General features: G+C 67.0%; 24 protein-coding genes and 1 tRNA gene. 14 read left to right on the plus strand and 11 right to left on the minus strand.

Annotated features, from left to right (window positions below; all coding sequences use genetic code 11):
* Nucleotides 1-82 precede the first annotated feature (82 nt).
* Both NGB94_RS13555 and NGB94_RS13560 read left to right on the plus strand, forming a co-directional pair.
* Entirely contained in the window at nucleotides 83-328 is a 246-nt protein-coding gene (locus NGB94_RS13555; protein ID WP_325791203.1) for a PLDc N-terminal domain-containing protein, read from the plus strand.
* 100 nt (nucleotides 329-428) lie between these two features.
* Complete coding sequence (locus NGB94_RS13560) at nucleotides 429-1,697, plus strand: Nramp family divalent metal transporter (protein ID WP_325791204.1); 1,269 nt, start codon at nucleotides 429-431, stop codon at nucleotides 1,695-1,697.
* Nucleotides 1,698-1,710: 13 nt separating this feature from the next.
* On the opposite strand, the gene NGB94_RS13565 is transcribed toward NGB94_RS13560, so the two are convergent.
* The 6 genes from NGB94_RS13565 to NGB94_RS13590 form a co-directional block, all read right to left on the minus strand.
* A complete protein-coding gene (locus NGB94_RS13565; protein WP_325791205.1) occupies nucleotides 1,711-1,941 on the minus strand; it encodes a hypothetical protein in 231 nt (76 codons plus the stop codon).
* Nucleotides 1,938-2,534, minus strand: a complete 597-nt coding sequence (locus NGB94_RS13570; protein ID WP_325791206.1) for a helix-turn-helix domain-containing protein — start codon at nucleotides 2,532-2,534, stop codon at nucleotides 1,938-1,940. Before NGB94_RS13570 ends, NGB94_RS13565 begins: the two co-directional genes overlap by 4 nt.
* Before the next feature lie 173 nt (nucleotides 2,535-2,707).
* A complete protein-coding gene (trxB, locus tag NGB94_RS13575) occupies nucleotides 2,708-3,685 on the minus strand; it encodes a thioredoxin-disulfide reductase (protein ID WP_325791207.1) in 978 nt (325 codons plus the stop codon).
* Nucleotides 3,686-3,762: 77 nt separating this feature from the next.
* Nucleotides 3,763-4,644: an ABC transporter permease gene (locus NGB94_RS13580; protein WP_325791208.1), complete on the minus strand. Its 882-nt coding sequence runs from the start codon at nucleotides 4,642-4,644 to the stop codon at nucleotides 3,763-3,765.
* Complete coding sequence (locus NGB94_RS13585) at nucleotides 4,641-5,597, minus strand: ABC transporter ATP-binding protein (RefSeq protein WP_325791209.1); 957 nt, start codon at nucleotides 5,595-5,597, stop codon at nucleotides 4,641-4,643. Before NGB94_RS13585 ends, NGB94_RS13580 begins: the two co-directional genes overlap by 4 nt.
* A gap of 132 nt (nucleotides 5,598-5,729) precedes the next feature.
* On the minus strand, nucleotides 5,730-8,087 hold the full coding sequence (locus NGB94_RS13590; protein ID WP_325791211.1) for a transglycosylase domain-containing protein: 2,358 nt from the start codon (nucleotides 8,085-8,087) through the stop codon (nucleotides 5,730-5,732).
* A 292-nt stretch (nucleotides 8,088-8,379) separates the two neighbouring features.
* On the opposite strand from NGB94_RS13590, the gene NGB94_RS13595 reads away from it, so the two are divergent.
* Both NGB94_RS13595 and NGB94_RS13600 read left to right on the plus strand, forming a co-directional pair.
* A complete protein-coding gene (locus NGB94_RS13595) occupies nucleotides 8,380-8,979 on the plus strand; it encodes a hypothetical protein (protein WP_325791212.1) in 600 nt (199 codons plus the stop codon).
* Nucleotides 8,976-9,560: a hypothetical protein gene (locus NGB94_RS13600; protein ID WP_325791213.1), complete on the plus strand. Its 585-nt coding sequence runs from the start codon at nucleotides 8,976-8,978 to the stop codon at nucleotides 9,558-9,560. The genes NGB94_RS13595 and NGB94_RS13600 overlap by 4 nt, the downstream gene beginning before the upstream one ends.
* Here NGB94_RS13600 and NGB94_RS13605 read toward each other — a convergent pair.
* The 3 genes from NGB94_RS13605 to NGB94_RS13615 all read right to left on the minus strand — a co-directional run bounded on the left by NGB94_RS13605 (nucleotide 9,557) and on the right by NGB94_RS13615 (nucleotide 10,709).
* Nucleotides 9,557-10,063, minus strand: coding sequence for a GNAT family N-acetyltransferase (locus tag NGB94_RS13605; RefSeq protein WP_325791214.1), 507 nt, complete (start codon nucleotides 10,061-10,063; stop codon nucleotides 9,557-9,559). The genes NGB94_RS13600 and NGB94_RS13605 overlap by 4 nt on opposite strands.
* Nucleotides 10,064-10,094: 31 nt before the next feature.
* Nucleotides 10,095-10,469 carry a nuclear transport factor 2 family protein gene (locus NGB94_RS13610; RefSeq protein ID WP_325791215.1) on the minus strand — a complete coding sequence of 125 codons (375 nt, stop codon included), beginning with the start codon at nucleotides 10,467-10,469 and terminating at the stop codon, nucleotides 10,095-10,097.
* A 167-nt stretch (nucleotides 10,470-10,636) separates the two neighbouring features.
* Nucleotides 10,637-10,709, minus strand: a tRNA-Ala gene (locus tag NGB94_RS13615).
* A gap of 142 nt (nucleotides 10,710-10,851) precedes the next feature.
* Between NGB94_RS13615 and NGB94_RS13620 the strand changes: the two genes are divergently transcribed.
* A complete protein-coding gene (locus NGB94_RS13620) occupies nucleotides 10,852-11,259 on the plus strand; it encodes a four-helix bundle copper-binding protein (protein ID WP_325791216.1) in 408 nt (135 codons plus the stop codon).
* 178 nt (nucleotides 11,260-11,437) lie between these two features.
* On the opposite strand, the gene NGB94_RS13625 is transcribed toward NGB94_RS13620, so the two are convergent.
* Nucleotides 11,438-11,734 carry a hypothetical protein gene (locus NGB94_RS13625; protein ID WP_325791217.1) on the minus strand — a complete coding sequence of 99 codons (297 nt, stop codon included), beginning with the start codon at nucleotides 11,732-11,734 and terminating at the stop codon, nucleotides 11,438-11,440.
* Nucleotides 11,735-11,739: 5 nt separating this feature from the next.
* Nucleotides 11,740-12,258: a mycothiol transferase gene (locus NGB94_RS13630; protein WP_325791218.1), complete on the minus strand. Its 519-nt coding sequence runs from the start codon at nucleotides 12,256-12,258 to the stop codon at nucleotides 11,740-11,742.
* Between the two features lie 168 nt (nucleotides 12,259-12,426).
* On the opposite strand from NGB94_RS13630, the gene NGB94_RS13635 reads away from it, so the two are divergent.
* The 9 genes from NGB94_RS13635 (at nucleotide 12,427) to NGB94_RS13675 (ending at nucleotide 22,090) form a co-directional block, all read left to right on the plus strand.
* Nucleotides 12,427-12,651, plus strand: coding sequence for a hypothetical protein (locus NGB94_RS13635; RefSeq protein WP_325791219.1), 225 nt, complete (start codon nucleotides 12,427-12,429; stop codon nucleotides 12,649-12,651).
* 103 nt (nucleotides 12,652-12,754) lie between these two features.
* A complete protein-coding gene (locus NGB94_RS13640) occupies nucleotides 12,755-13,687 on the plus strand; it encodes a metal ABC transporter substrate-binding protein (RefSeq protein WP_325791220.1) in 933 nt (310 codons plus the stop codon).
* A complete protein-coding gene (locus NGB94_RS13645) occupies nucleotides 13,684-14,457 on the plus strand; it encodes a metal ABC transporter ATP-binding protein (protein ID WP_325791221.1) in 774 nt (257 codons plus the stop codon). Before NGB94_RS13640 ends, NGB94_RS13645 begins: the two co-directional genes overlap by 4 nt.
* Nucleotides 14,458-14,492: 35 nt before the next feature.
* The gene (locus NGB94_RS13650) at nucleotides 14,493-15,317 is read left to right on the plus strand and encodes a metal ABC transporter permease (RefSeq protein ID WP_325791299.1); all 825 of its coding nucleotides are present in this window, start codon (nucleotides 14,493-14,495) and stop codon (nucleotides 15,315-15,317) included.
* Between the two features lie 15 nt (nucleotides 15,318-15,332).
* The gene (locus NGB94_RS13655; protein ID WP_325791222.1) at nucleotides 15,333-16,046 is read left to right on the plus strand and encodes an IclR family transcriptional regulator; all 714 of its coding nucleotides are present in this window, start codon (nucleotides 15,333-15,335) and stop codon (nucleotides 16,044-16,046) included.
* Nucleotides 16,047-16,140: 94 nt separating this feature from the next.
* Nucleotides 16,141-18,105: a heavy metal translocating P-type ATPase gene (locus tag NGB94_RS13660; protein WP_325791223.1), complete on the plus strand. Its 1,965-nt coding sequence runs from the start codon at nucleotides 16,141-16,143 to the stop codon at nucleotides 18,103-18,105.
* 95 nt (nucleotides 18,106-18,200) lie between these two features.
* Nucleotides 18,201-18,653: a universal stress protein gene (locus tag NGB94_RS13665; RefSeq protein WP_325791224.1), complete on the plus strand. Its 453-nt coding sequence runs from the start codon at nucleotides 18,201-18,203 to the stop codon at nucleotides 18,651-18,653.
* Between the two features lie 5 nt (nucleotides 18,654-18,658).
* Nucleotides 18,659-19,099 carry a hypothetical protein gene (locus NGB94_RS13670; protein ID WP_325791225.1) on the plus strand — a complete coding sequence of 147 codons (441 nt, stop codon included), beginning with the start codon at nucleotides 18,659-18,661 and terminating at the stop codon, nucleotides 19,097-19,099.
* A gap of 81 nt (nucleotides 19,100-19,180) precedes the next feature.
* Nucleotides 19,181-22,090: an aminotransferase gene (locus tag NGB94_RS13675; protein WP_325791226.1), complete on the plus strand. Its 2,910-nt coding sequence runs from the start codon at nucleotides 19,181-19,183 to the stop codon at nucleotides 22,088-22,090.
* Nucleotides 22,091-22,201 lie beyond the last annotated feature (111 nt).

Consider the following 22,201-nt stretch of genomic DNA (forward strand, 5'->3'; position numbering starts at 1 on the left):
GCCGAACAGCTGTTCCGGCCTGCACCACCCCCGCACTTCCTGCTCTATCCCCTTTTGACCTGCCTGAAAGTGCCTCAAGACCATGTCCGTGGATTACCTCATGTGGATTCCCGCCGCCGCGCTCCTGGTGCTGCTCGTCCTCACCCTCACCGCCGGCGCCCTGATCAGCCTGTTTCGCACCGGTGAAGTCACGGGGGCCAGGCGCGTGCTCTGGTGTGCGGTTGTGCTGCTCCTGCCTGTCGCCGGGGCGGTCGCCTGGCTGGCCGTGCTCCAGCACAGCACCCGGGCTGCTGCGGCTGGCGAACCCGGCGCCGATCCCGTGGCCTGATCCACCTGCCGGTATGGTCCGGGGAACTGATCCGGGAGTTGTTGAGCACACCTGCCCGTAACTGTTAGGCACTCCGAACTCCCGGTGTTACCTTGGCCGTATGCTCCGCAAGGCAGCTCCCACGGACCCTGCGCCCCGGGCCTCCCGGCCCAAGGCGAATACCCGCCTGCCCTGGCTGCTTGGACCGGCACTGGTAGCCGGGGTGGCATACCTGGATCCGGGCAACGTGGCCAGCAATATGACCGCTGGAGCCCGCTTCGGATACCTGCTGGTGTGGGTGGTGGTCGCCGGAAACGTGATGGCCTGGCTGGTGCAGTACCTCTCCGCGAAACTGGGCCTGGCTACCGGACGCAGCCTTCCTGAGCTGCTCGGTGCGCGGGTCAGCTCAACGACCGGCAGACGGCTGTACTGGCTGCAGGCGGAACTGGTGGCCATGGCCACCGACGTCGCGGAGGTGATTGGCGGCGCCGTCGCGCTCTGGCTGCTCTTTGACCTGCCGCTCCTGCTGGGCGGCCTCATCACCGGCGGAGTCTCCATGGCCGTGCTGGCAGTCCAGGGCAGCGGACGGCACCGCAGCTTTGAGTTTGTGATCGTGTCGATGATGGCGATCATCGCGGTGGGCTTTACCGCCGGCGTCTTCGTCGCTCCTCCGGACCCGGCCGCCGTCGGCGAAGGGCTGGTGCCGCGGTTCGACGGGCCCGATTCGGTGCTGCTGGCCGCCTCCATCCTGGGTGCAACCGTGATGCCGCACGCGATCTACGCACACTCCGCGCTGACCCGTGACCGGTTCCCGCAGCGCAGCGCCGGGCTCACCACCTCAACCCTGATCCGGGCCACCCGCTGGGACGTGACCATTGCCCTGGCGGTAGCCGGCAGCGTCAACCTGGCCATCCTGCTGCTCGCTGCGACGTCACTGCAGGGAGTGGAGGGTACCGACACCCTGGAGGGTGCCCACGCCGCGATCGGCGGAGCGCTGGGCAGCGGCGTCGCGCTCCTGTTCGCTCTGGGCCTGCTGGCGTCCGGTCTGGCCTCGACGTCGGTAGGCGCCTATGCCGGCGCGGAGATCATGCAGGGGCTGCTCAAGGTGCGCATTCCCATGCTGCTGCGGCGCCTGATTACGCTGCTTCCGGCACTGGTGATCCTGGCCGCGGGCGTGGACCCAACCTGGGCGCTGGTGCTGAGCCAGGTGGTGCTATCCTTCGGCATTCCGTTCGCGCTGGTTCCGCTGCTGTGGCTGACAACGCGGCCGGACCTCATGGGTGAGCACCTCAACCGCTGGTGGACCACCGCGCTGGGGATTGTGGTGGCGGGGCTGCTGATCGCGCTGAACGTGGCGCTGCTCTACCTGACCTTTACGGGTGCCGGATAGTCCCGGCTGCTGGTTAGGGCCACAGCCCGGAATGGGCGCGGGCTTCGAGATCGCGCCGCCGCTCGGCGTGGGCGGCCAGCAGCTCCGCATCCAGGTGCGGCCGCCGGGCCGTCCGTTCGCCAAGGCTGATCAGCAGCTCTCCGGCTCTCACGAACAAGCGCCCGACGCCGGTGGGCCGGGCGGGCTGGCTGGTGGCCGGCCGCGCAGGCGGGGCAAGGGTGGCATAGCTCATCACAGCATTCATGACTGGGCTCCGGGGTCGATAAGCGGGAAGTAGTTGAGGTGCAGCTCCACGGGGCGGGTGCCGTCGACGTCGGCGCGTCCGCGGTACGGGGAAAGGAGTTTGTCCAGGTGTGCCGACGCCTGGCGGGATACTTCCTGGGCTTCCTCCAAGGTCAGGTGGAGGGTGGCTCCCATGAGAATGGAGGTTTCGGCCCATTCATCCGGCAGGGAGTCACTGTTGTTGATGAACTCGATCAGGGCCTTGGAATGGCCGTCCTTCACACTCTTGGCCAGGATCCGGGTGGCATCCCGGGTGGCCGGTGATTTGGCCATTTGCGACGAGGTCTGGATCGCCTCGGGCACCCTCTCCCACCAGCGTTCCCGGGCGGTCCCCTTTCCTTCCACCTCACGGACAAAGCCGTGCTTGGCCAGCTGGCGCAGGTGGTAGCTCGTGGAGCCGCTGGACTCGCCCAGGCGATCAGCCACGCCGCAGGCGGTCTGCGCGCCGTGGCGGGAAAGGCTTTCGAGCAGCGCAATCCGAATGGGATGCGCCAGCGCCTTCAGCCGGGTGATGTCCAAAAGCTGCGCGTCCAGCGGGGATGTCTGCTCTTCCATGCCCGTCAGCCTACGCTTGCAAAGAGTCCTTTGCAAGGGTTTCTTTGCAACTGCTTCTTTGCAAGATTCCCGTCGTCTCGTCTATCCGCATCGAGAGGCCAGCTACGGCTCTTTTGAGCCCTCAAAAGAGCCGTAACTGGCCTCTCGGCGGGTAGGGAGGGGTGCTGGGGGGGTCAGCCGTCCAGGGCGCCCTCGACCAGGGCCGTGGCGATGGCATCGGCATCCTGCACGGCGGCCAGGTACCGCTCGGCATCCAGAGCGGCAGAGCATCCCGTGCCGGCGGCCGTGATCGCCTGCCGGTAGCGGTGGTCAACGGCGTCGCCGCACGCGAAGACGCCGTCGACGTCCGTCTGAGTGGTGGGTGCGGCAACCTGGATGTAGCCGGCGTCGTCGAGGCCCACCTGGCCGCGCAGCAGTTCCGTGCGCGGCACGTGTCCGATTGCCACGAAGATGCCCGACGCCGCCACCTCCCGGGTCTGGCCCGTCACGGTATCCGTCAGCGTGAGTCCGGTGACCTTGTCCGTGCCGTGGATTGCAGTGACCTCACTGTTCCAGGCGAACTGGATCTTGTCGTGGCATTTGGCCCGCTGCGCCATGATCCGGGACGCACGCAGCTGGTTCCGGCGCACCACCACGGTCACGGAGTCCGCGAACCGGGTCAGGAACAGTGCCTCCTCCATCGCCGAGTCGCCGCCGCCGACCACCACCACGAGCTGCTTGCGGAAGAAGAACCCGTCGCACGTGGCGCACCAGGAGATCCCCCGGCCGTTCAGCGTCTTCTCCTCCGGCAGCCCCAGTTCCTTGTAGGCCGAGCCGGTGGCCAGGATGACGGTGCGCGCTTTCCGGGTGGTTCCGGCCGCGGTAACCACCCGCTTCGTGTGGCCGGACAGGTCCACGGACGCGACGTCGTCGAACTCCACCACCGCACCGAACTTCTCCGCCTGGCGTTTCAGCGCTTCCATCAGGTCCGGTCCCTGGATCCCGTCCGGGAAGCCCGGGAAGTTCTCCACCTCGGTGGTATTCATGAGCGCTCCGCCGGCCGTCACGGAGCCGGCCATGACCCGCGGAGACAAACCCGCGCGGGCAGCGTAGACGGCGGCGGTGTATCCGGCGGGACCGGAGCCGATGATGATCACGGAATCGGTGGGCATGGCTGCTCCTTTCGGCGGTTCCTCCAGTGTGGAACCGCCGGCACCTGCTGCCCAGAGGGCGCGGAAAAGCCGTCCGGCTAGACGCGCACCCGTCCGCGGATCCGGATGGCGGCAACAAGGGTGAACACCACTGTCATCGCGGCCAGCACAAAGATCACGTAGCCGGTTCCCACCTGCCAGTCCCCCACCTGCGCGGTAATGCCGAAGACGCTCTGCAGTTCCTCGATTGCCGCGGGCTGGTCGCCCGTCATGGCCGGCAGGGTCTCTGCGGTCATTTCCTGCCGGACCAGCATGGAGGACTGCAGGAACGGCAGGGCACTCACGAATTCCCGGACCCCCTCCGGGAAGTTGCCCACGGGGATGTAGGAACCGGCGATGAAGCCCAGCACCGTGCCCACGATCGTGGAGAGGGCCGAGTACGCGCCGGCAGTCCGGATGAAGGAGACCGCGAACGCACTCAGCGCGGAGAAGGCAAAGCACGCCAGTGCCAGGTAGCCGCAGATCTTCAGCAGGGGCACTGCGCCGAAGGTCACGCCGCTGACCACGAACAGGTAGGCCAGGCTCACTACCAGCACCAGCGCAGTCATCACCATCGAGATGAGCACGGCGGAGAGCAGGTAGCCCAGGATCAGCTTCTCCCGCCGGATCGGGGAGACCAGGAAGTCCTGGAAGCGGCCGGACCCGGAGTCCTCCACGAACACCACCATGGCGCCCAGCGCCGTCGTAATGGTGGTAATGCCCAGGATTCCCGCGAACATCCAGCTGTCCACAAACCCGCGGATCTCATCCTCGGTGGCCTGCGGGAAGGATTGGCCGAGTCCTTCGGTCTGCAGGTTGCCCAGGAACAGGGTGTAGAGCAGGAACACCACCAGTGCGGAGACCAGGGAGAAGAACACTCCCAGCCGGTCGCGGAAGAAGAGCCGCAGGTTGCGGGTGGTGATGTCCAGGACCACGTTCACTTCTTGGCTCCTTCAGCTGCCTCGGCCGACGCCGGGGTCTCGTGGCCGGTCAGGGCAAGGAATACATCATCCATGGTGCCGTGCCGGAATTCGAAGTCCTGCACGGATGCGCCGTGCCGGGCCAGGATCAGCCGGGCAGTTTCGGCTGTCTCCACCCCAATGCGCACGACGGCGCCTTCCGCACTTTCAACGGTCCCGCCCAGTTCGGCGGCGGCGGCCGTGAGCCCGGCCTGGTCCGCCGTCGTGATGGTGAGGATGCTGGAGCTGTAGGCGGCGCGCAGTTCCGAGGGGGTGCCGTCGGCAATGATCCGCCCGCTGTCGATGATGCAGACCCGGTCTGCCTCCTCGGTTTCCTCCATGTAGTGCGTGGTGAGGAAGACCGTCAGCCCGTGGCGGTCGCGGAGATCGTGGATGGTGGACCAGACGATCGCGCGGCTGGCCGGGTCGAGGCCGGCGGTCGGCTCGTCGAGGAAGATGATCGGCGGAGCGTGGAGCAGGGCCCGGGCAATGTCCACGCGCCGGCGCTGGCCGCCGGAGTACGTTCCGTAGCGACGGTCGATGAAGTCGCCCAGCCCGATCAGGTCCGACAGCTCGCTGATGCGTGCTTCGTTGGCGGCGCGGTCCGAGGAGTAGAAGCGCGCACGCACACGCAGGTTCTCGCGGCCGGTCAGCAGCGGGTCAAGGATGGATTCCTGGAAGACGACGCCGATGCGGGCGCGGACACCCTCCCCCGCGGACCGCACGTCAAACCCGCTGACTTCGGCTGTGCCGGACTCGAAGGGGATTGCCGTGGTGAGGCAGCTGATAGTGGTGGATTTTCCGGCGCCGTTGGTTCCGAGGAACGCAAAGACACTTCCGGCTTTCACGTCGAAGGACAGGTTGTCCACGGCGGTCTTGGCGCCGTACTTTTTGGTCAGGCCGCGGACCGATATGGCCGGCTGGTTCTGAGTCACTTCATCCTCCAGATGAATTCCCCGCCGTGCAGCCGGCGGCAGGGGCAGCAGAAAGCCCCCGAGCGGAAACACTATCCGACCCGGGGGCTCTGCGCCTTGACCTGCGGTTTTTTACGTGCGGTGGAAGTATTCCTAGCCGCCGGCCTGGGGCTGCTTCGTCTCGCTGGGAGCAGGTTCCGCAGCCGGCGGATCCGTTGGCTCCGGCTCCGGAGTCTCCGTCACGGTAGGCGTGGGCTTCGGCGCAGGGGCCGTCGTCGGGCGCGGGACGGGAGTGGCCGATGCCTTGGGGGTCGACTTCTCCTCGTCCTCTTCAGCCTCCTCCGACTCCGTGGGGCTGGGGCTCGGGTTCGGGTTCACCAGCAGGTTGGCGGGCGGGTTGGCGAAGGGCTCACCCGGGTACAGGCTGCCTGCCTGCTGCATGAACTTTGCCCAGGACGGGGCTGCGATCAGCGAGCCGTCGATCTCCGGGTAGAGACGGCCGCCGATTTCCAGGCCGGAGAGGGACTCCGTGCCGGCCTTCCAGTTGCCGATCCAGCTGGCGGTTGCCATGCCGGAGTTGTAGCCGATGAACCAGGTCTGGGACCGCGAGTCATTGGTACCGGTCTTGCCGGCCATGGGCTGGCCGCCGTAGTTCAGCAGCGAACCGGAGCCGGACTTCATGACTTCCTGGGTCGCGTAATTCACGCCGCGGGCGGTCTCCTTCGAGATCACCTGCTCACATTCGGGTTCCGGCACCTCGTAGGTCTTGCCGTTGGCCGCGGTGACCTCCAGCAGGGCGCGGGGTTCGCACACGTTGCCCTCAGCGGCGAAACCGGCGAAGGCCTGCGCCATGGCCATCGGGGAGACGTCCTGCACACCACCGATGAGGGCGGAAGGGTTGATCATCAGCGGCTCTTCCTGGCCGGAGGAGCTCTTGCCGTCATGGATACCCATTGATTCGGCGATTTCCATGATGCGGCACAGGTCCAGCTGCTTGGCAGTGGAGAAGGTGATGGTGTTCAGGGACTGGGCCAGTCCGCGCAGCACTGTGGCATCGCCATAGTTGGTGTCGCCGTAGTTCTGCGGAGTCCAGCCGTTGGCCGCCCCTTCAACGTAGGCGCCCCCATCAAGACAGCTTGCTGTCCAGCGGTCACCCTGGGGATAGGTCTTCTTCCTGCCGTCCAGCTGCGTGCCCAGGGACTTGCCTGCATCTACCCAGGCGGCCACGGTGAAGGGCTTGAACGTGGAGCCGGGCTGGAATCCGCCCACACCGTCCAGCCGCTTGTCCGGATCGCCGTCCTGGTACTGGTCCACGTTGAAGTTGAGCACTGAATCGCCGGGATTATCCCCGGGAATGTAGCGGGTGTTCTGCGCCATGGACAGGATGTTTCCCGTACCCGGCTGGAGGCTGATCATGGAGTGGCCCACCTGGCCGGCAGTGGTGTCCGGGTTGGCAGTCTCGTTGACCGCGTCCTGCGCAGCAGCCTGGACGGCCGGGTCCAGGGTGGTCTTGATGGTGAGGCCGGAACGGTAGAGCACCGACCTGCGCTCGGCCTCGGTAGCACCGAATTCTTCGCTGTTCAGGATCAGGCGTTCCACGTAGGAGCAGAAGTACGGTGCCTGCTCGGCAGCCACGCAGCCCTGCCGGGTGGGCGTAATGGTGAGGTCCAGGCCGGTGGCCACAGCGGCGTCGTACTGGGCCTGGTCGATCTTGCCGTGTTCAAGCATGGTGCCCAGCACCAGGTTGCGGCGCTCCAGCGCCCGCTCCGGGTAGGTCTGCGGATCGTAGTATCCGGGACCGTTGACCAGGCCGGCCAGCAATGCGCTCTGCTGGATGTTCAGGTCCTTGACATCGACGTTGAAGAAGTACTTCGACGCCGCCTGCACTCCGTAGGTGTTGCCGGTGAAGGGAACGATGTTGAAGTAGCCCTCAAGGATCTCGTCCTTGGTCATCTCGTTTTCAACGGCGATGGCCAGCCGGATTTCCCGGACCTTGTCGGAAACGCCCTTGCTGCCGCTGTAGGTTGCTTCTTCGCCGCGTTCGTTGGCCGAGTTGATGAGCACGTTCGTGACGAACTGCTGGGTGATGGTCGAGGCACCGCGGTTGGTTCCGCTGGAGACGTTGCTGGCGATGGCACCGAAGATGCCCTGGACATCGACGCCGCCGTGCTCGTAATAGCGGTAGTCCTCCACCGAGAGCAGGGCATCCACCATGTGCGGGGAAATCTGGTCGAAGGTGACCGGCTGGCGGTTCTCCTCGTAGAGGGTGGCGATCAGCGAGTCGTCCGCAGCAACGATCCGGGTGGGCGTGGCCAGGGTGGCACGTTCCAGATCCGCCGGAAGGCCGTCGAAGAACGAGATGGAGGCCGACGCCGCTGATCCGGCTCCGGCTGCCATGGGGACGAACAGCCCGGCAGTGAGCACTCCGCAGAGCACACTGACCCCTAGGAAGGAGAGTAGGCGTCCGAATGTGGTTGCCGTGGTGAACACGGGAGATTTACGCGCAGCCATGATATGGGAGCATAACGCAGGAACATGTGATTTCTTGTTCTGTTGAGCGCCCGATACCGGGCGGCACCGTTGCATCCGGGCGGCAGATCAGGATAATCCGCCCTGACACGACGTGGCAGGACTCACGCCCGGAACAACTCCGGCCGCCTGCGGAACTAATCTGTGCAACCCCATCCCGGCGGCACTCCGCCACTGCTAGACTCCTGCACACTTCCTTCTGATACGCGGCAGCTGCCGGGCAGGGACCTGCGGGGTATCAGGAGTCCGGAACCATTCCCGGCCAAGGAGAATCATGGCCCGATTACTCCACGAAATGCGCCGCCTGGGCGGCAGCCTGCGGGCGAATATTGATGCCCGGCGGGGAACACTTCCGCCGCCGCGGGCCAACCACGAAGAAATCCATGCCCGGCTGGAGAGCGCCATGGCCTCTGCCCGTGCCGCGGGACGCACCCTGGACGAACAGGAACGGGTAGCGGGAGAAACGGCGGCCCATTTTGCTTCGGTTGCCGAGGCCTACAGGCTGCGGCGTGAGGCCGTTGAGACTGTTGTACCGGCCAGCCCGTCGCCGGCCGTCCTCACCCTCGCCGGAACCGCCCGGCGCATGCACTCCCTGGCCACGGAGCGCGAGGAGATGGCCGCAGCGCACCTTACGGAGATCCGTTCACGCCGGGAGAAGGTCCAGCAGCTGCTGGCAGACCTGGTCAAGGCACAGGCAGAGCTGCGGCTGGCCGTCACCGTGGAACAGAGCCGGATGCGGCTGGACGGGCTGGGCGGACTGCCCGCGGACGCTCCCGCCGGTCCCGGCAATCCGTTCGATACAGAGCTGCGCGAGGCCACCCGGCTGGCGCGGGAAGCAGAAGCCCTGGCAGAGCTGAAAGGCGGATGGGCATGAGTGAAGAATCCAGCGTGCGTGTGGGAGTTCCGTATACGCCGCCGCGTTCGTATTCGGAGAAGGCAGTGAGCCGGCTGGTCTTCACGGCAGCCGCGTTCATCATTTTCGGCGGGTTCAACGTCATAGCGGTGGCGCTTGCGATCCTGCTGGTGGTTTACCCGCTGCTCATCGCCAGGGAGCGGCTCGTCCTGCGCCCGCGGCGGGAAGAGGCGGAGACCGCGGCACTGAACGACGCCGTCGCGCAGTTCTTCCCGGGCGCCCCGAAGGTGCAGCGTGAGCAGTGGCGGGAGCTGATGACCGGACGGAAGGGCAAAACCTTCCGGTTCCGGGACGACGTCGGCGGCGAGATGCGCATGGTCCGCACGGGCCGGGCCGCGCTGGCCGGGAACGCGGCCATAGCCGGCCAGCCGTGCCGTCCGCACAACGCCAAGCGCGCGGAGATCGAAGTGACCCGGCGCCACGGCGACGTGGGACTGGCCGACTTTGACACGATCATGACGGCGTCGGGCCGGGATCCCAACATTGCCCGCGCTATTGCCGAGGTCCGCCGCGGCTACCGGCACGGGCGGGAATCGGCCTAGCGCAGGTCCATGCCCATCACCGTGCGGACGGGGATGGGCCCGCCATGGTTTTCGTCCACGGGCTGCATTCCGATCTTCTCGGCCACCCGGCGTGAAGCCGTGTTCTCCGGGTGGATGAGGGCCACCAGCCTGGGCGCCTGAAGCACTTCCCTCGCGTAGTCCCGGCAGGCAGCAGCGGCTTCCGTCGCGTAGCCGCGCCCCTGCAGCTCCGGCCGGACGTGATAGCCGACTTCGAGTTCGATGCTGTCCTCGTTGATCTTCTGCCAGGTCAGGCCGCAGTCCCCCAGGAACGCGCCGTCGTGCGTTTCGATGATCCAGAGACCGTAACCGTGCTGGGCGTAGTTCGCCTGGTTCCAGGCGATCCACTTCGCGGCGCCGTCCCGGTTTTTGGGTGCCGGGTAGTAAGCCATGACCTCCGGGTCGCCGAGCAGTTCGGCCATGGGATCAAGATCCGCCGGCGTCATTTCGCGGAAGCGGAGCCGTTCAGTGTCCTGGGGAAGCATTGGGCCAGTTTATCGGCGGGTGTTCCGGCGGCTAGAAGTACCCGTTGTCATTGATCGGCGGATAAATCTCCTTGGGGATCGGCTGGATAACGTCCCAGTGCTCCACCACCTTGCCGTCCTCAACCCGGAAGATGTCCACGATCGCGCGGCCTTCTTCACCCGGCACCCGGCGGGAGTGCACGTGCAGCGCCACCAGGTCGCCGTCGGCAATGACGCGCTTCACCTCGTTGCGCCCGTCCGGGTAGTTCTCCCGCAGGTAGGTCACGAACCGGCGGAAGGCGGCAGGACCGTCCGCCACCCAGGGGTTGTGCTGGATGTAGGTCTCACCCAGGTAAGCCATGACGCCCTCGACGTCGCGGTTGTTGTACTTCTCGTAAAAATCGAGGACCAGTTCCTTGTTGTTCATACTTCCCCTGCGTGTGTGATGTGCGTTACATGGGTGCGGCAAATATATCGGGGTGGTCCGGCTGCCCCGAAAACCCGTATTTCATACGCGGTAACCGGGACTTCACATTCGGACAGCAAAAAGGTCCCGTCCTCACCGCTGGGCGGGAAGACGGGACCTCGAATCCGTGGAGCTTAGGGGAATCGAACCCCTGACCTTTTCATTGCGAACGAAACGCTCTACCAACTGAGCTAAAGCCCCGTGCCTGTTCCGGATAACCGGCCTTGTCAGGCTACGCCGATTCTATGCACCCGCCTAGTCCGGGGGCAAAATGCCGCCGGCTGCTTGAGGGGTCCGAGTGCTCTTGGCTAGGCTCGCGGCAAGCCAACCCAAGGAGTACGCCATGAGCCTGATCAAAGACATGCTGACCTCCCACCCCGCGGGAAATTCAACCGTGGACATGGACGCAGTGGCTGCGGCCATCGAGGCCTGCTTCGACTGCGTCCAGACGTGTACAGCCTGTGCGGATGCCTGCCTTGGAGAGGACATGCTCGGCGACATGGTCAGCTGCATCCGCACCGATCTCGACTGCGCGGAAATCTGCGCAGCTACCGGAAAGGTACTGGCCCGTGCAGGAAAGGACTACGCCACGGCCGCCGACCTGGTTCGGGCCTGCGCTGCCGCCTGCCGCCGCTGTGCGGAGGAATGTGAGCAGCACGCGTCCGCTCACGACCACTGCCGCATCTGCGCCGAGGCCTGCCACCGCTGCGCCGCAGCCTGTGATGCGCTGCTGCTGACGATCGGTTCCTGAGCTCACCGGGGGCCTCGGGACTTTCCTGCGCAGCGGTTCCCTCCGGTTAGGGACAATCCGTACGGTTCGGGACGTTCCCGCGCGGCGCCGCGGCAGGAAAGTCCCGAAATGGCAGGGACGTCCCAAACCGGAGGAGAAGCGGCTTCCAAAGCATGGAGGCGCTCCGCGGCCCGCAACCCTACCTCCGCGAGCGCATTCCCCGCATGAGGATCCAGGCCAGCGGCGTCATGACCGCGATCAGCGCCACCGGATTCGGGCGGAAAACCGCCGGGGCACCGTCCTTCGCGGCGTAGACGCCAAGCGGCAGCACCATTCCGCCGCCCCCGCCTCCGCCTTCGCCGTCGGCATCTCCCCCGCCGCCGAAACCGGCCTGGACCAGCGCCACGGGCATGAGGGTTTCGGAGCCGACCTGCACGGGTTCGCCGTAAACCCGCGCCACGGCCATCGTCTTGAAGGACTCCGACAGGCTCGTCACGATGTTCACGACGGACCCCCGGCAGCCAGCATCCCGCGTACGTAGGCTGCCTGGCCTGCGTGTTCCAGGCAGTCGGCCAGGGAGCTGACCAGCCGCACCCCCAGTGTGACGGGCGGATCCCAGGCCGTGTCCACAACCTGGTCCAGGTCCGCCGCGGACAGTCCGGACACGAAGGCGATCGTCCGTGCACTCACTGCGTCGTAGTAGCCCTGCAGCACGCCCCCGGACTGCACCTGCACCTTGGCCACCTGCTCCGAGGTGTGGCCGTAGCCGGTGTCCTCGGCGTCGAGCGGCAGTCCCACCCGGTCCACCCAGCCTTCGGCGGTCCATACCTGCTGGTGGCCGGCGACGTCGGCCACCTGTGCATCCTCCACCCGGGCCAGGTGCCAGATCAGCCAGGAGATCGAGTTGCCGTCCGGATACGGCCGGTGGTTCAGCTCCTCGGCGCTCAGCCCGTGCACCACCCGCCGCACGGTGGAAGGAAGCCGTCCGAACGCATCAACTAACAGGTCACTTGATTCCATGGGGGCCTCCTTGGCCGGGTGGGTGGCAACTGTCCTCCACGCCACTGTGCCAGTTCCGCGCCGGAGGCAAAAGGGATGTTCGACGCCGGCGAGCCCGGTTTGCCGGTGAGGAGAAAGTTTTCCGGAAACCGGGGTTGCAGCGGCTGCCGCCGCTTCTAGACTGACCGGATGGAGTGGATCGACGAACGTCCCACTTGGCTGCCGCCCATCCCGCCCCCGCACCGCGGCCGGGCCCGGATCGTTGCGGGTGTCCTGCTGGTCAGCACCGTAATGATCGCGGTGATGGTCACTGCCTTCGTAGGCGGGACGGTCTCCATGTACCTGTGGTGGCCGCTGGCCGGTGGCCTGCTCCTGCTGGGATCCGGCCTGCTGAGCCGACGACGCCTTCCCTGACATCCCCGATTCCTTCGGATCTAACCCTCACCATCTGCGTGATGTGACAAAGTTCGGTGCACCGAACTTGTTTAATCAGCACGCCGAACTTATGGTGTTCCGCATGAACATCCAGCTCCGCTCCCGCCGCCTGGCAGCGCTGCCGGCCGCAGCCCTTCTGCTCGCCCTGTCCGCTTGTTCGGGGACCGCCGCTTCCGCGCCCGACAGCGAAAAACCCGTTGTCCTGACCACCTTCACCGTCCTGGCGGACATGGCCGAAAACGTCGCCGGTGAACATCTGCAGGTCGAATCGATTACCAAGACCGGGGCCGAGATCCATGGCTACGAGCCCACCCCCGGCGACGTCCGCCGCGCCTCGCAGGCAGACCTGATCCTGGACAACGGCATGAACCTGGAAGCCTGGTTCGAACAGTTCACCGCAGACCTCGATGTCCCCCGGGTAACGGTCAGCGAAGGCGTCGACCCGATCAGCATTGCCGAGGACGCGTATGAAGGGATGCCCAATCCGCACGCCTGGATGTCGCCGCTGAACGCCCGGATCTACGTGGACAACATGGCGGAGGCCTTCGCAGGCCTCGATCCGGAAAACGCGGAGGCCTTCCGGTCCAATGCGGAGGCCTATAAACAGGAACTGCAGGAGGTCCAGGACGAGCTGGCCGCTGAGCTCGGAGCCCTGCCGGAGAACCAGCGCGCCCTGGTCACCTGCGAAGGGGCGTTCTCCTACCTGGCCCGCGACGCCGGACTCACGGAACGCTACATCTGGGCCGTGAACGCGGAGCAGCAGGCCACCCCGCAGCAGATCGCTTCCGCCATCGAGTTCGTCAAGGACAACCGGGTCCCCGCGGTCTTCTGCGAGTCGACAGTTTCCGACGCCCCGATGCTGCAGGTGGTCGAGGCCACCGGCGCGAAGTTCGGCGGTGTCCTGTACGTCGATTCCCTCTCCGAAGAGGGCGGTCCGGTGCCCACCTACCTCGATCTGATCCGCCACGACACCGGAACCATCATCGCCGCCCTGACGGGAACCGCCGCCCAATGAGCGTTCCCGCACTGGAACTGGACTCCGTGACGGTGAAGTACGACGACGTCACGGCACTTGAGAGCGTCAGCCTCGCCGTGCAGCCGGGACGGGTCTGCGGGCTGGTGGGGATGAACGGTTCCGGCAAGTCCACCCTGTTCAAGTCCCTGATGGGCCTGGTGAAGCCGGCTGCCGGAACAGTCCGTCTCAGCGGCCTGGCTCCGGCGAAGGCCCGCAGGTCCGGACTGGTTGCCTACGTTCCGCAGAGCGAGGACGTGGACTGGACCTTCCCGCTCAGCGTGCAGGACGTGGTGATGATGGGACGCTACGGCCAGATGGGTCCCACCCGCCGGCCGCGCACTGCGGACCGGGCCGCGGTAGCCGAGGCCCTGGAACGCGTGGAGCTTACCGAGCTGGCAGACCGGCAGATCGGCAGGCTCTCCGGCGGCCAGAAAAAGCGCGCCTTCGTGGCCCGCGGCATCGCCCAGGGCGCGTCGGTACTGCTGCTCGATGAGCCGTTCGCCGGCGTCGACAAGCGGTCGGAGGCAACCATTACCGCACTGCTGCGGGAACTGGCCGCAGACGGCCGGACCATCCTCGTCTCCACCCATGACCTGCATGCCCTTCCCCAGCTCGCCGACGAAGCGGTGCTGCTGATGCGCCGCGTCCTGGCCCACGGCGCCCCGCAGGAGGTGCTGCGTCCGGAGCAGCTGGCCCGCGCTTTCGGCCTCAACGTGCTGGACGACGGCACCCCCGTTTCTGCCGAGACTCTGAAAGCAGGAAACCAGTGATCGAGCTGCTCACCGAACCCCTGGCCTACGACTTCATGGTCCGCGCCCTGGCCACCGCCGTCATTGCGTCCGTGGTGTGCGGCGTGCTGTCCTGCTGGCTGGTGCTGATCGGCTGGTCACTGATGGGCGACGCCGTGTCCCATGCCGTGCTGCCCGGCGTCGTGCTCGCCTACGTGGCGGGTGCACCGTTCGCACTGGGTGCCGTGGTCTTCGGATTCCTCGCCGTGGGCCTGATCGGGCTGGTGCGCGATACCAGCCGGATCAAGGAGGACGCAGCGATCGGCATCGTCTTCACCACGCTCTTCGCTGCCGGACTGGTGCTGATCTCCGTGACACCGAGCCAGACCGACCTGAACCACATCATCTTCGGCAACCTGCTGGGCGTGAGCTCGGCGGACCTGGCGCAGGTTGCCGTCCTGGCCGCACTGACCCTGGCCGTGCTGCTGTTCAAGCGCCGCGACTTCACGCTGTACGCCTTCGATCCCACCCAGGCCCACGCCGTCGGGCTTAATCCGCGCCTGCTGGGCGCGGCGCTGCTGGGGCTGCTGGCCCTTACCGCCGTCGTTGCCCTGCAGGCAGTCGGGGTGATCCTGGTGGTTGCGATGCTGATCATCCCCGGTTCCACTGCCTACCTGCTGACCGACCGGTTCAGCCGCATGCTGCTGATCGCACCGGCACTTGCGGCGGGCTGCGCGGTCGCCGGCATCTACGCCAGCTATTACCTGGACACAGCCACCGGACCCATGGTGGTGCTGGCCCAGGGCAGCGTTTTTGCCCTCGCGTATCTTTTCAGCCCACGTCAGGGAGTGATTGGCCGCGCCGTGGGTGCCCGGAGGCGGCGCCGTGCGGTGGCCGCCTGAGCCTATGATGGGCGCATGACTTCTGCGTCCACCGGTTCCGGCTCCCAGTCCCAGACCCTGTCCCGCGGGATCCAGGCACTGGAACTTCTGGCCGAATCCGAGACGCCCCTGACGATCGCGGAGCTCTCCGCAGGCCTGGGCGTCCACCGGTCCATCGCCTACCGGATCCTGCGCACCCTGGAAGCGCATTCGCTGGTGATGCGCGACGACGCCGGCCGGGTTTCGGCGGCGCCCGGACTGGCCGCGCTGGCCCGCGGGGTCTCCCGCGACCTGCAGTCGGCTGCGCTCCCGGAGCTGACCGTGCTGGCCAACGAACTGTCCATGACCGCGTTCATCGCCGTGTGGGACCAGCATGACTGCGTCACCCTGGTCACCGTTGAACCCCGGCACAGCCGCACCGCCCTGATCCAGCGGCCGGGCACCCGGCACTCCTTTACCGCCGGCGCTCCGGGCATCGCCATCCAGTCAGCAGTGTCCGAGGAACACTGGGACCGGCTGGCACCCGGGCAGCCGTACCGCGAGGAAGCGCGGCTGGCCCGGCGCCGCGGTTATGCAACCAGCCACAGCGAAGTGATCGACGGCGTCGGTTCCGTTGCCGTTCCGGTGCAGGTGCCCGGGCAGCTGCCGGCATCCCTGTCCGTGGTGTATTTCGGCACCGGCAAGGACGACGCCGGCATCGGCGCGCGCCTCATCGAAAGCGTCCAGCAGATCGAGGCGCAGCTGCATTAGGCGCGGTTCCCAGCGCGTGCCCGTTCAGCCGGAAAGCAGTTAGGCAAGCATTCTCTTGCTGGAAACTGGGTCGGAAGGGGCCTAAAACGTAAGCATGGCCCTTAAAGAAGTCTCCGCGAAGACGCCAGGCACCCGCCTGAAATCGGCAGTCCGGAACTATCCGGTAGTCGCGGCCACCGTGGTGGTGCTCGCCGTCGTGCTGATCCTGTGGGGAACCGGCGCGGACACTCCCGCGCAGTGGATCGCCAGCCTGTACACACTGGGAATCGTAGGCATCACCGGGTACGGCATGGTGCAGGACATTCGGCGCGGGCACTACGGCCTGGACATCCTGGCGGTCATTGCCATGCTCGCCACCGTTGCCGTGGGCGAGTACATTGCGTCGCTGATTATCGTGCTGATGCTCTCCGGCGGTGAGGCACTTGAGGACTACGCGGCCGGCCGGGCCAAGGGCGAACTCGATGCGCTCCTGGACCGTGCCCCGCAGATCGCGCACCGGCTGCCCTCCGGCGCGGACACCGGCGGAAACCCGGCGTCGGGCAAACCCGCGGCCGAACTCGCCGAAGACATTCCCGCCACCGAGGTGGCCGTGGGCGACATCCTGCTGATCAAGCCCTCCGAAGTGGTGCCCGTGGACGGTGTGCTGCTTTCCCCCGCCGCGGCCTTCGACGAATCCTCACTGACCGGTGAATCCATTCCGGTCTCCCGCTCCGCCGGAGACACGGTGATGAGCGGTTCGGTCAACGGCACGCACGCGGTGCGCATCCAGGCCACGGCGACGACGGCGAACAGCCAGTACCAGCGCATCGTCGCCCTGGTGCAGGAGGCCAGCGAGTCCAAGGCTCCGGTGGTGCGGCTCGCGGACCGCTTCGCCGTTCCCTTCACCATCGTTTCCCTGCTGATCGCCGGCATTGCGTGGGCGGTGTCCGGGGACCCGGTGCGGTTCGCCGAAGTGCTGGTGCTGGCCACCCCGTGCCCGCTGCTGATCGCCGCTCCGGTGGCGTTTATGGGCGGCATGAGCCGCTCCGCCCGGCACGGCATCATCGTCAAGGGCGGGGCCACCCTGGAACAGCTCGCCGAAGCCCGCAGCGCCGCGTTCGACAAGACCGGCACCCTCACCTACGGCCGTCCCGAGCTGGTCTCGGTGAACCCGGTCAACGGTTTCACGTCCGATGAGCTGCTGGGCCTGGCAGCCTCCGCGGAGCAGTACTCCTCCCACGTGCTGGCCGCGTCGGTGCTGGCTTCGGCCGAGGAACGCGGCCTGCCGGTGCAGCCGGCGGAGACTGCCCAGGAAGTGGCGACCAACGGCGTCGAGGCCCACATTGGCGGACGGACCGTGCGCGTGGGCAAGCGCCGCTTCATTGAGGAAGTGGACCCGGCAACGCGGGCCGCGGACCTGGCCCCGGGCCAGATGGTGGTCTACCTCAGCGTGGACGGGCGGTTCGCCGGCACCCTGATCCTCAGCGACACGGCCCGTGAAAACGCCGCCGCCACCCTGGAACGCCTGCGTGCACTGGGCATCCGCGAGACGGTGATGCTCACCGGTGACGGTGCGGCCACCGCCGAGAGCATGGCCCGCGCCGTGGGCATCACCGATGTGCGCGCCGAGCTGCTGCCAGAGGACAAGGTGAAGGCCGTGGCCGCGCTGCCGGTGCGGCCGGTGATCATGGTGGGCGACGGCGTCAACGACGCCCCGGTGCTTGCGGCAGCAGACGTCGGAATCGCCATGGGGGCCCGCGGTTCGACGGCGGCCAGCGAGTCAGCTGACGCGGTGATCGTCGCGGACGACATCTCCAAGGTCGCCACCGCCATGGACATCAGCAAGCGGACCATGCGCGTGGCGCTGGGCAGCATCTGGCTGGGCATCATCCTGAGCGTGGTGCTAATGCTGGTGGCCGCTTTCGGGTACATCCCGGCCGTGGCAGGCGCGCTCACCCAGGAGCTCGTGGACCTGGCCACCATCCTCAATGCCCTGCGGACCCTGCACGGCAAGACCCTGTTCCGGCGCGCAGGCAAACCCGCTGCAGTGGCCTCAGCGCCGGTACCGGGATCGGTTTAAGCGGGCCTTCTGCGGCAGGCGGGTTGACGAATCTCTCTGGTGCCGCCCTTGCCGCGGGAGTACATTTGCCCGCAAACAAAACTCCGGAGGCGGTCATGGCTGGGTCACGAGAGTTCAAGAAAATTGTTGTGGGCGTGGATGGTTCCGAGGAATCCGTGGAAGCACTCCGGCAGGCCCAGACGCTGGCCGAACCGCTTGGTGCCCAGCTCGAAGCGGTTACCTGCTGGGAGTTCCCCCAGCTGTACGACGGGTACGTGACCATGCAGGCCGAGGACTTTCGGGACAGCGCCGGAAAGGTTCAGGAAGACACCCTTTCCCGTGCCTTCGGCAGCGAGATTCCCCGGAACCTGTTGGCCCGCCTGGCACAGGGCAATCCCAAGTCCGAGCTGGCTGACGCCAGCAGGCACGCAGATCTGCTGATTCTGGGACGGCGGGGCCATGGAGCCCTGGCCGGGCAGCTGTTCGGTTCCGTCAGCTCCTCGCTCGTCGCCCGTTCTGCATGTCCGGTACTGGTAGTTCACCGCCCGGAACCCGACGGCGGGGATTGAAAGCCGTGAACAGGAAAGCGGCAGGCACTGCGGCGGCACGGGTGGCAGGACTCTTCTTCACCGCGACGGCAATAGGAAACGCCTTTGGCACCTTGCGGATCGCAACAGGTTTCCTGGAGTGGCTGCGGGACGGGGCCTGGCTGCCGCCGTTCCGGAGTGTCTTGAAGCGGCTGGTTCCCGCTGCCCCTGCCGTGGTCCTGGGAACCGCGGCGTTCCAGGCCGTCATTGCCTTCATGCTGCTGACCGGCAAGGGTGTCCAGACGGCGCTGCGGCTGGCGCAGCTGTTCGTCCTGGGCCTCATCCCGTGCATCGCCTGGCCGTACTGGGTTGTGAATGTGGGGCTGGCGGCAGCATTCGAGGCGGTTCGCCGCGCCTGCCTCCCCCGGCGCCCCGCGGCTGTTCCTGCGGCAGATAAGTTGGCGGCAGCGGGCTCGCCGGCGTCATAATCCCGGAGTTCATTGAAGGCCCGTTCAGGCGGCTAATACGATCGGTGCACTGTTTGAACCGCCGTTGATCCGGGATGGAACATGTCTGCACTGATCGCGCCCGAGGGCCTGCCCCGCCCCGCTGTATCCGAGACCGACGCCGTCCGGCTGGCCGGGGAGTTCTACGCCCTGGAAGTATCCCGGGTCCGGGAACTGGGCAGCCAGCAGGACCGGAACTTCCTGCTCACCGCCGCGGACGGGACCCGGCGGCTGCTGAAGATCAGTAATCCGGCCTTTGCCCGCACAGAGATCGATGCACAGAACGCCGCCATGGAGCGGCTCACTACAGCCGGCTTCGCCTCCCCGCTGCCGCTGCCCTCCGTAAACGGGAACCTTGTCGAGACCCCGGAACTGGACGGCCGGGAGCACTGCCTGCGGCTGCTGACCTTCGTGGACGGCACCCCGGTCATAGACCGCCCGCACCTGGGCGCTCCCCTGCGCGCTGCGCTTGGGAACTGGCTCGGGCGGACCAGCACAGCATTCGCCGGCCTCGAGCATCCGGGCCTGGAACGCTCCCTGCAGTGGGACCTGCGGTCCGGCGAAGACGTGGTCGCCTCGCTGCTGCCGTTCGTCCGCGAGGACTGGAAGCAGGCCCTGCTCCTGCAGACGCTGGAACGCGTCAGCGCAGCGCTGGAACCTTTGAAAGACCTGCTGCCGGTGCAGGCCGTGCACGGCGACATGACCGACGACAATGTGGTCTGCGAACCCGGCGTTGGCGGGGCCGTCGAGCTCACCGGGATCATCGACTTCAGCGACGCGATGTACAGCTGGCGGGTGGCGGAGCTGGCTGTCGGCTGCTCCGCCCTGTTCCACCACGATCCGGCGAACCCGCTCACCGTGCTGCCCATGATCCAGGCGTTCCACGCCCAGGCACCATTGTCCGACGCCGAGGTACGGGCGCTGTGGCCGCTGATCGTCCTGCGCGGGGCGGTGCTGGCTGTCAGCGGTGAGCACCAGGTGACGGTCGACGCCGGCAACGACTACGCGTCCGACGCCCTGGACCGCGAGTGGACCATGTTCGAAGTTCCGGCCCGCTACGACTGGAACGCCGCCGAAGCCGCGATCCGCACGGCACTGGGCCTGCCGCTTCCGGCGCGGCCGGACACCTCCGCCTGGCTGCCCCTGCTGCCGGAGCTGGCCGAACCCGGCCGTGTGGACTTCGGCTGGAACAGCGAGCACTTCCGCGACGGTTCCTGGCTGGACGGAGAAGCGGAGGAGCACCGGATCCTTGCCGAAGCCTCCGCCACCGGGCCTGCGCTCACCCGGTTCGGCGAAGCCCGCCTGACCCGCGCCGCTGCACTGAGCACCGACGAGCCGGCGAATGTGTCCCTCGCCGTCGAGGTCCACTCGGCCAGCCCTATGGCCGTCCACGCGCCGTTCGCCGGGACACTGTCCTCGTGCGGGGACGGGACGATCCGGCTGGAAGGCGGGGACGCCGCCGTCGTGCTCTCAGGCCTGGAGCTGGGAACCGGAACTGGACCGGTGGACGCCGGTTCGCGGATCGGGCAGACCGGGCCGGAAGCGCTGACGGTCTGGCTCCAGGTACCCGGCGCCTATCCGGCGGCCGGGCTGCCGCCGCACTTTGTGAAGGCCAGCGAGTTCCCCGGCTACGCGGCATTGCTCCTGGACCCCGCACCGCTCTTCGGCATTACGGCGGAGGAAACCGCCGGCGAAGACCTGCTGGAGCGGCGGACCAGTGTCTACGACGCGCTGCAGTCGCACTACTATGACGCGCCGCCGCGGATCGAACGCGGGTGGAAAGAGCACCTGATTGATGTCTCCGGCCGGCACTACCTGGACATGGTCAACAACGTCACCGCACTCGGACACGGCCATCCGGTGGTCGCAGAAACCGCCGCCCGGCAGTGGCGGCGGCTGAACACGAATTCCCGGTTCCACTACGCGTCCGTGGCAGAGCTGTCCGAGCGGCTGCTGGCCAAGGTGCCGGATTCCTTCGACACCGTGCTGCTGGTCAACAGCGGCTCTGAAGCCGTGGAGCTGGCGCTGCGGCTGGCGAAGGCGTTCACCGGGCGCCAGGACGTGCTGTGTGTGCACGAGTCCTACCACGGCTGGTCCCTGGGCGCCGACGCCGTGTCCACCTCCGTCTCGGACAACCCGCGGGCGCTGGAAACCCGGCCGGACTGGGTACATGTGGCGGACGCGCCGAACGCGTACCGCGGCCGGCACCGGGGCGAGGGTGCGGGTGCTGCCTACGCCGCCGGCGTCGTACGCCAGCTGCAGCAGCTGCACGACGCCGGCACCCCGGTGGGCACGTTCATCGCCGAGCCGCGCAACGGCAACGCCGGAGCGATCGGCACGCCGCCCGGTTACCTGGAGCAGGTATACGCCGCGGTACGCGAGCAGGGCGGGCTGACCATCTGCGATGAGGTGCAGATGGGCTACGGCCGGTTGGGCAGGCACTTCTGGGGCTTCGAGGAACACGGTGTGGTGCCGGACATCATCACCATGGCCAAGGCGATGGGCAACGGGCATCCGCTCGGGGCCGTGATCACCCGGAAGGAGATCGCCGCGGCGCTGGCATCCGAGGGATCGTTCTTTTCCTCCGGCGGCGGCAGCACGCTCAGCAGCCGGATCGGGGTCACGGTGCTCGACGTGCTCGAGAAGGAGCAGCTGCAGGAAAATGCCGACGCCGTTGGGAAGGTCCTGTCCGACGGGTTCCGGGAGCTGATGGTCCGGCATCCGCTGATCAGCGCCGTGCATGGGATGGGGCTGTACCAGGGGGTGGAGTTCGTCCGGGACCGGGAGACGCTCGAGCCGGCCACCGAGGAGACCCGGGGGATCTGTGACCGAATGCGCGAGCTTGGCGTGATCGTGCTGCCCACCGGAGACCGGCAGAACATCCTCAAGATCAAACCGCCGCTGTGCTTCACCGAGGACAGTGCCCGGTTCTTCCTGGCTGCACTGGACCGGGTGCTGACCGAGGGCTGGTAAGCGGAGGCTAGGGTGGGCCCCGGTCGCGGGCCCGAGCCAGGGCCGCCGGGCCGCGAAATGCCGTGTTGTACCCTAACGACTTACAAGGTCAACGTTGACCAGCCGCTGTCA

Source organism: Arthrobacter koreensis (genome assembly GCF_035792275.1).
GTDB lineage: Bacteria > Actinomycetota > Actinomycetes > Actinomycetales > Micrococcaceae > Arthrobacter_B > Arthrobacter_B koreensis_A.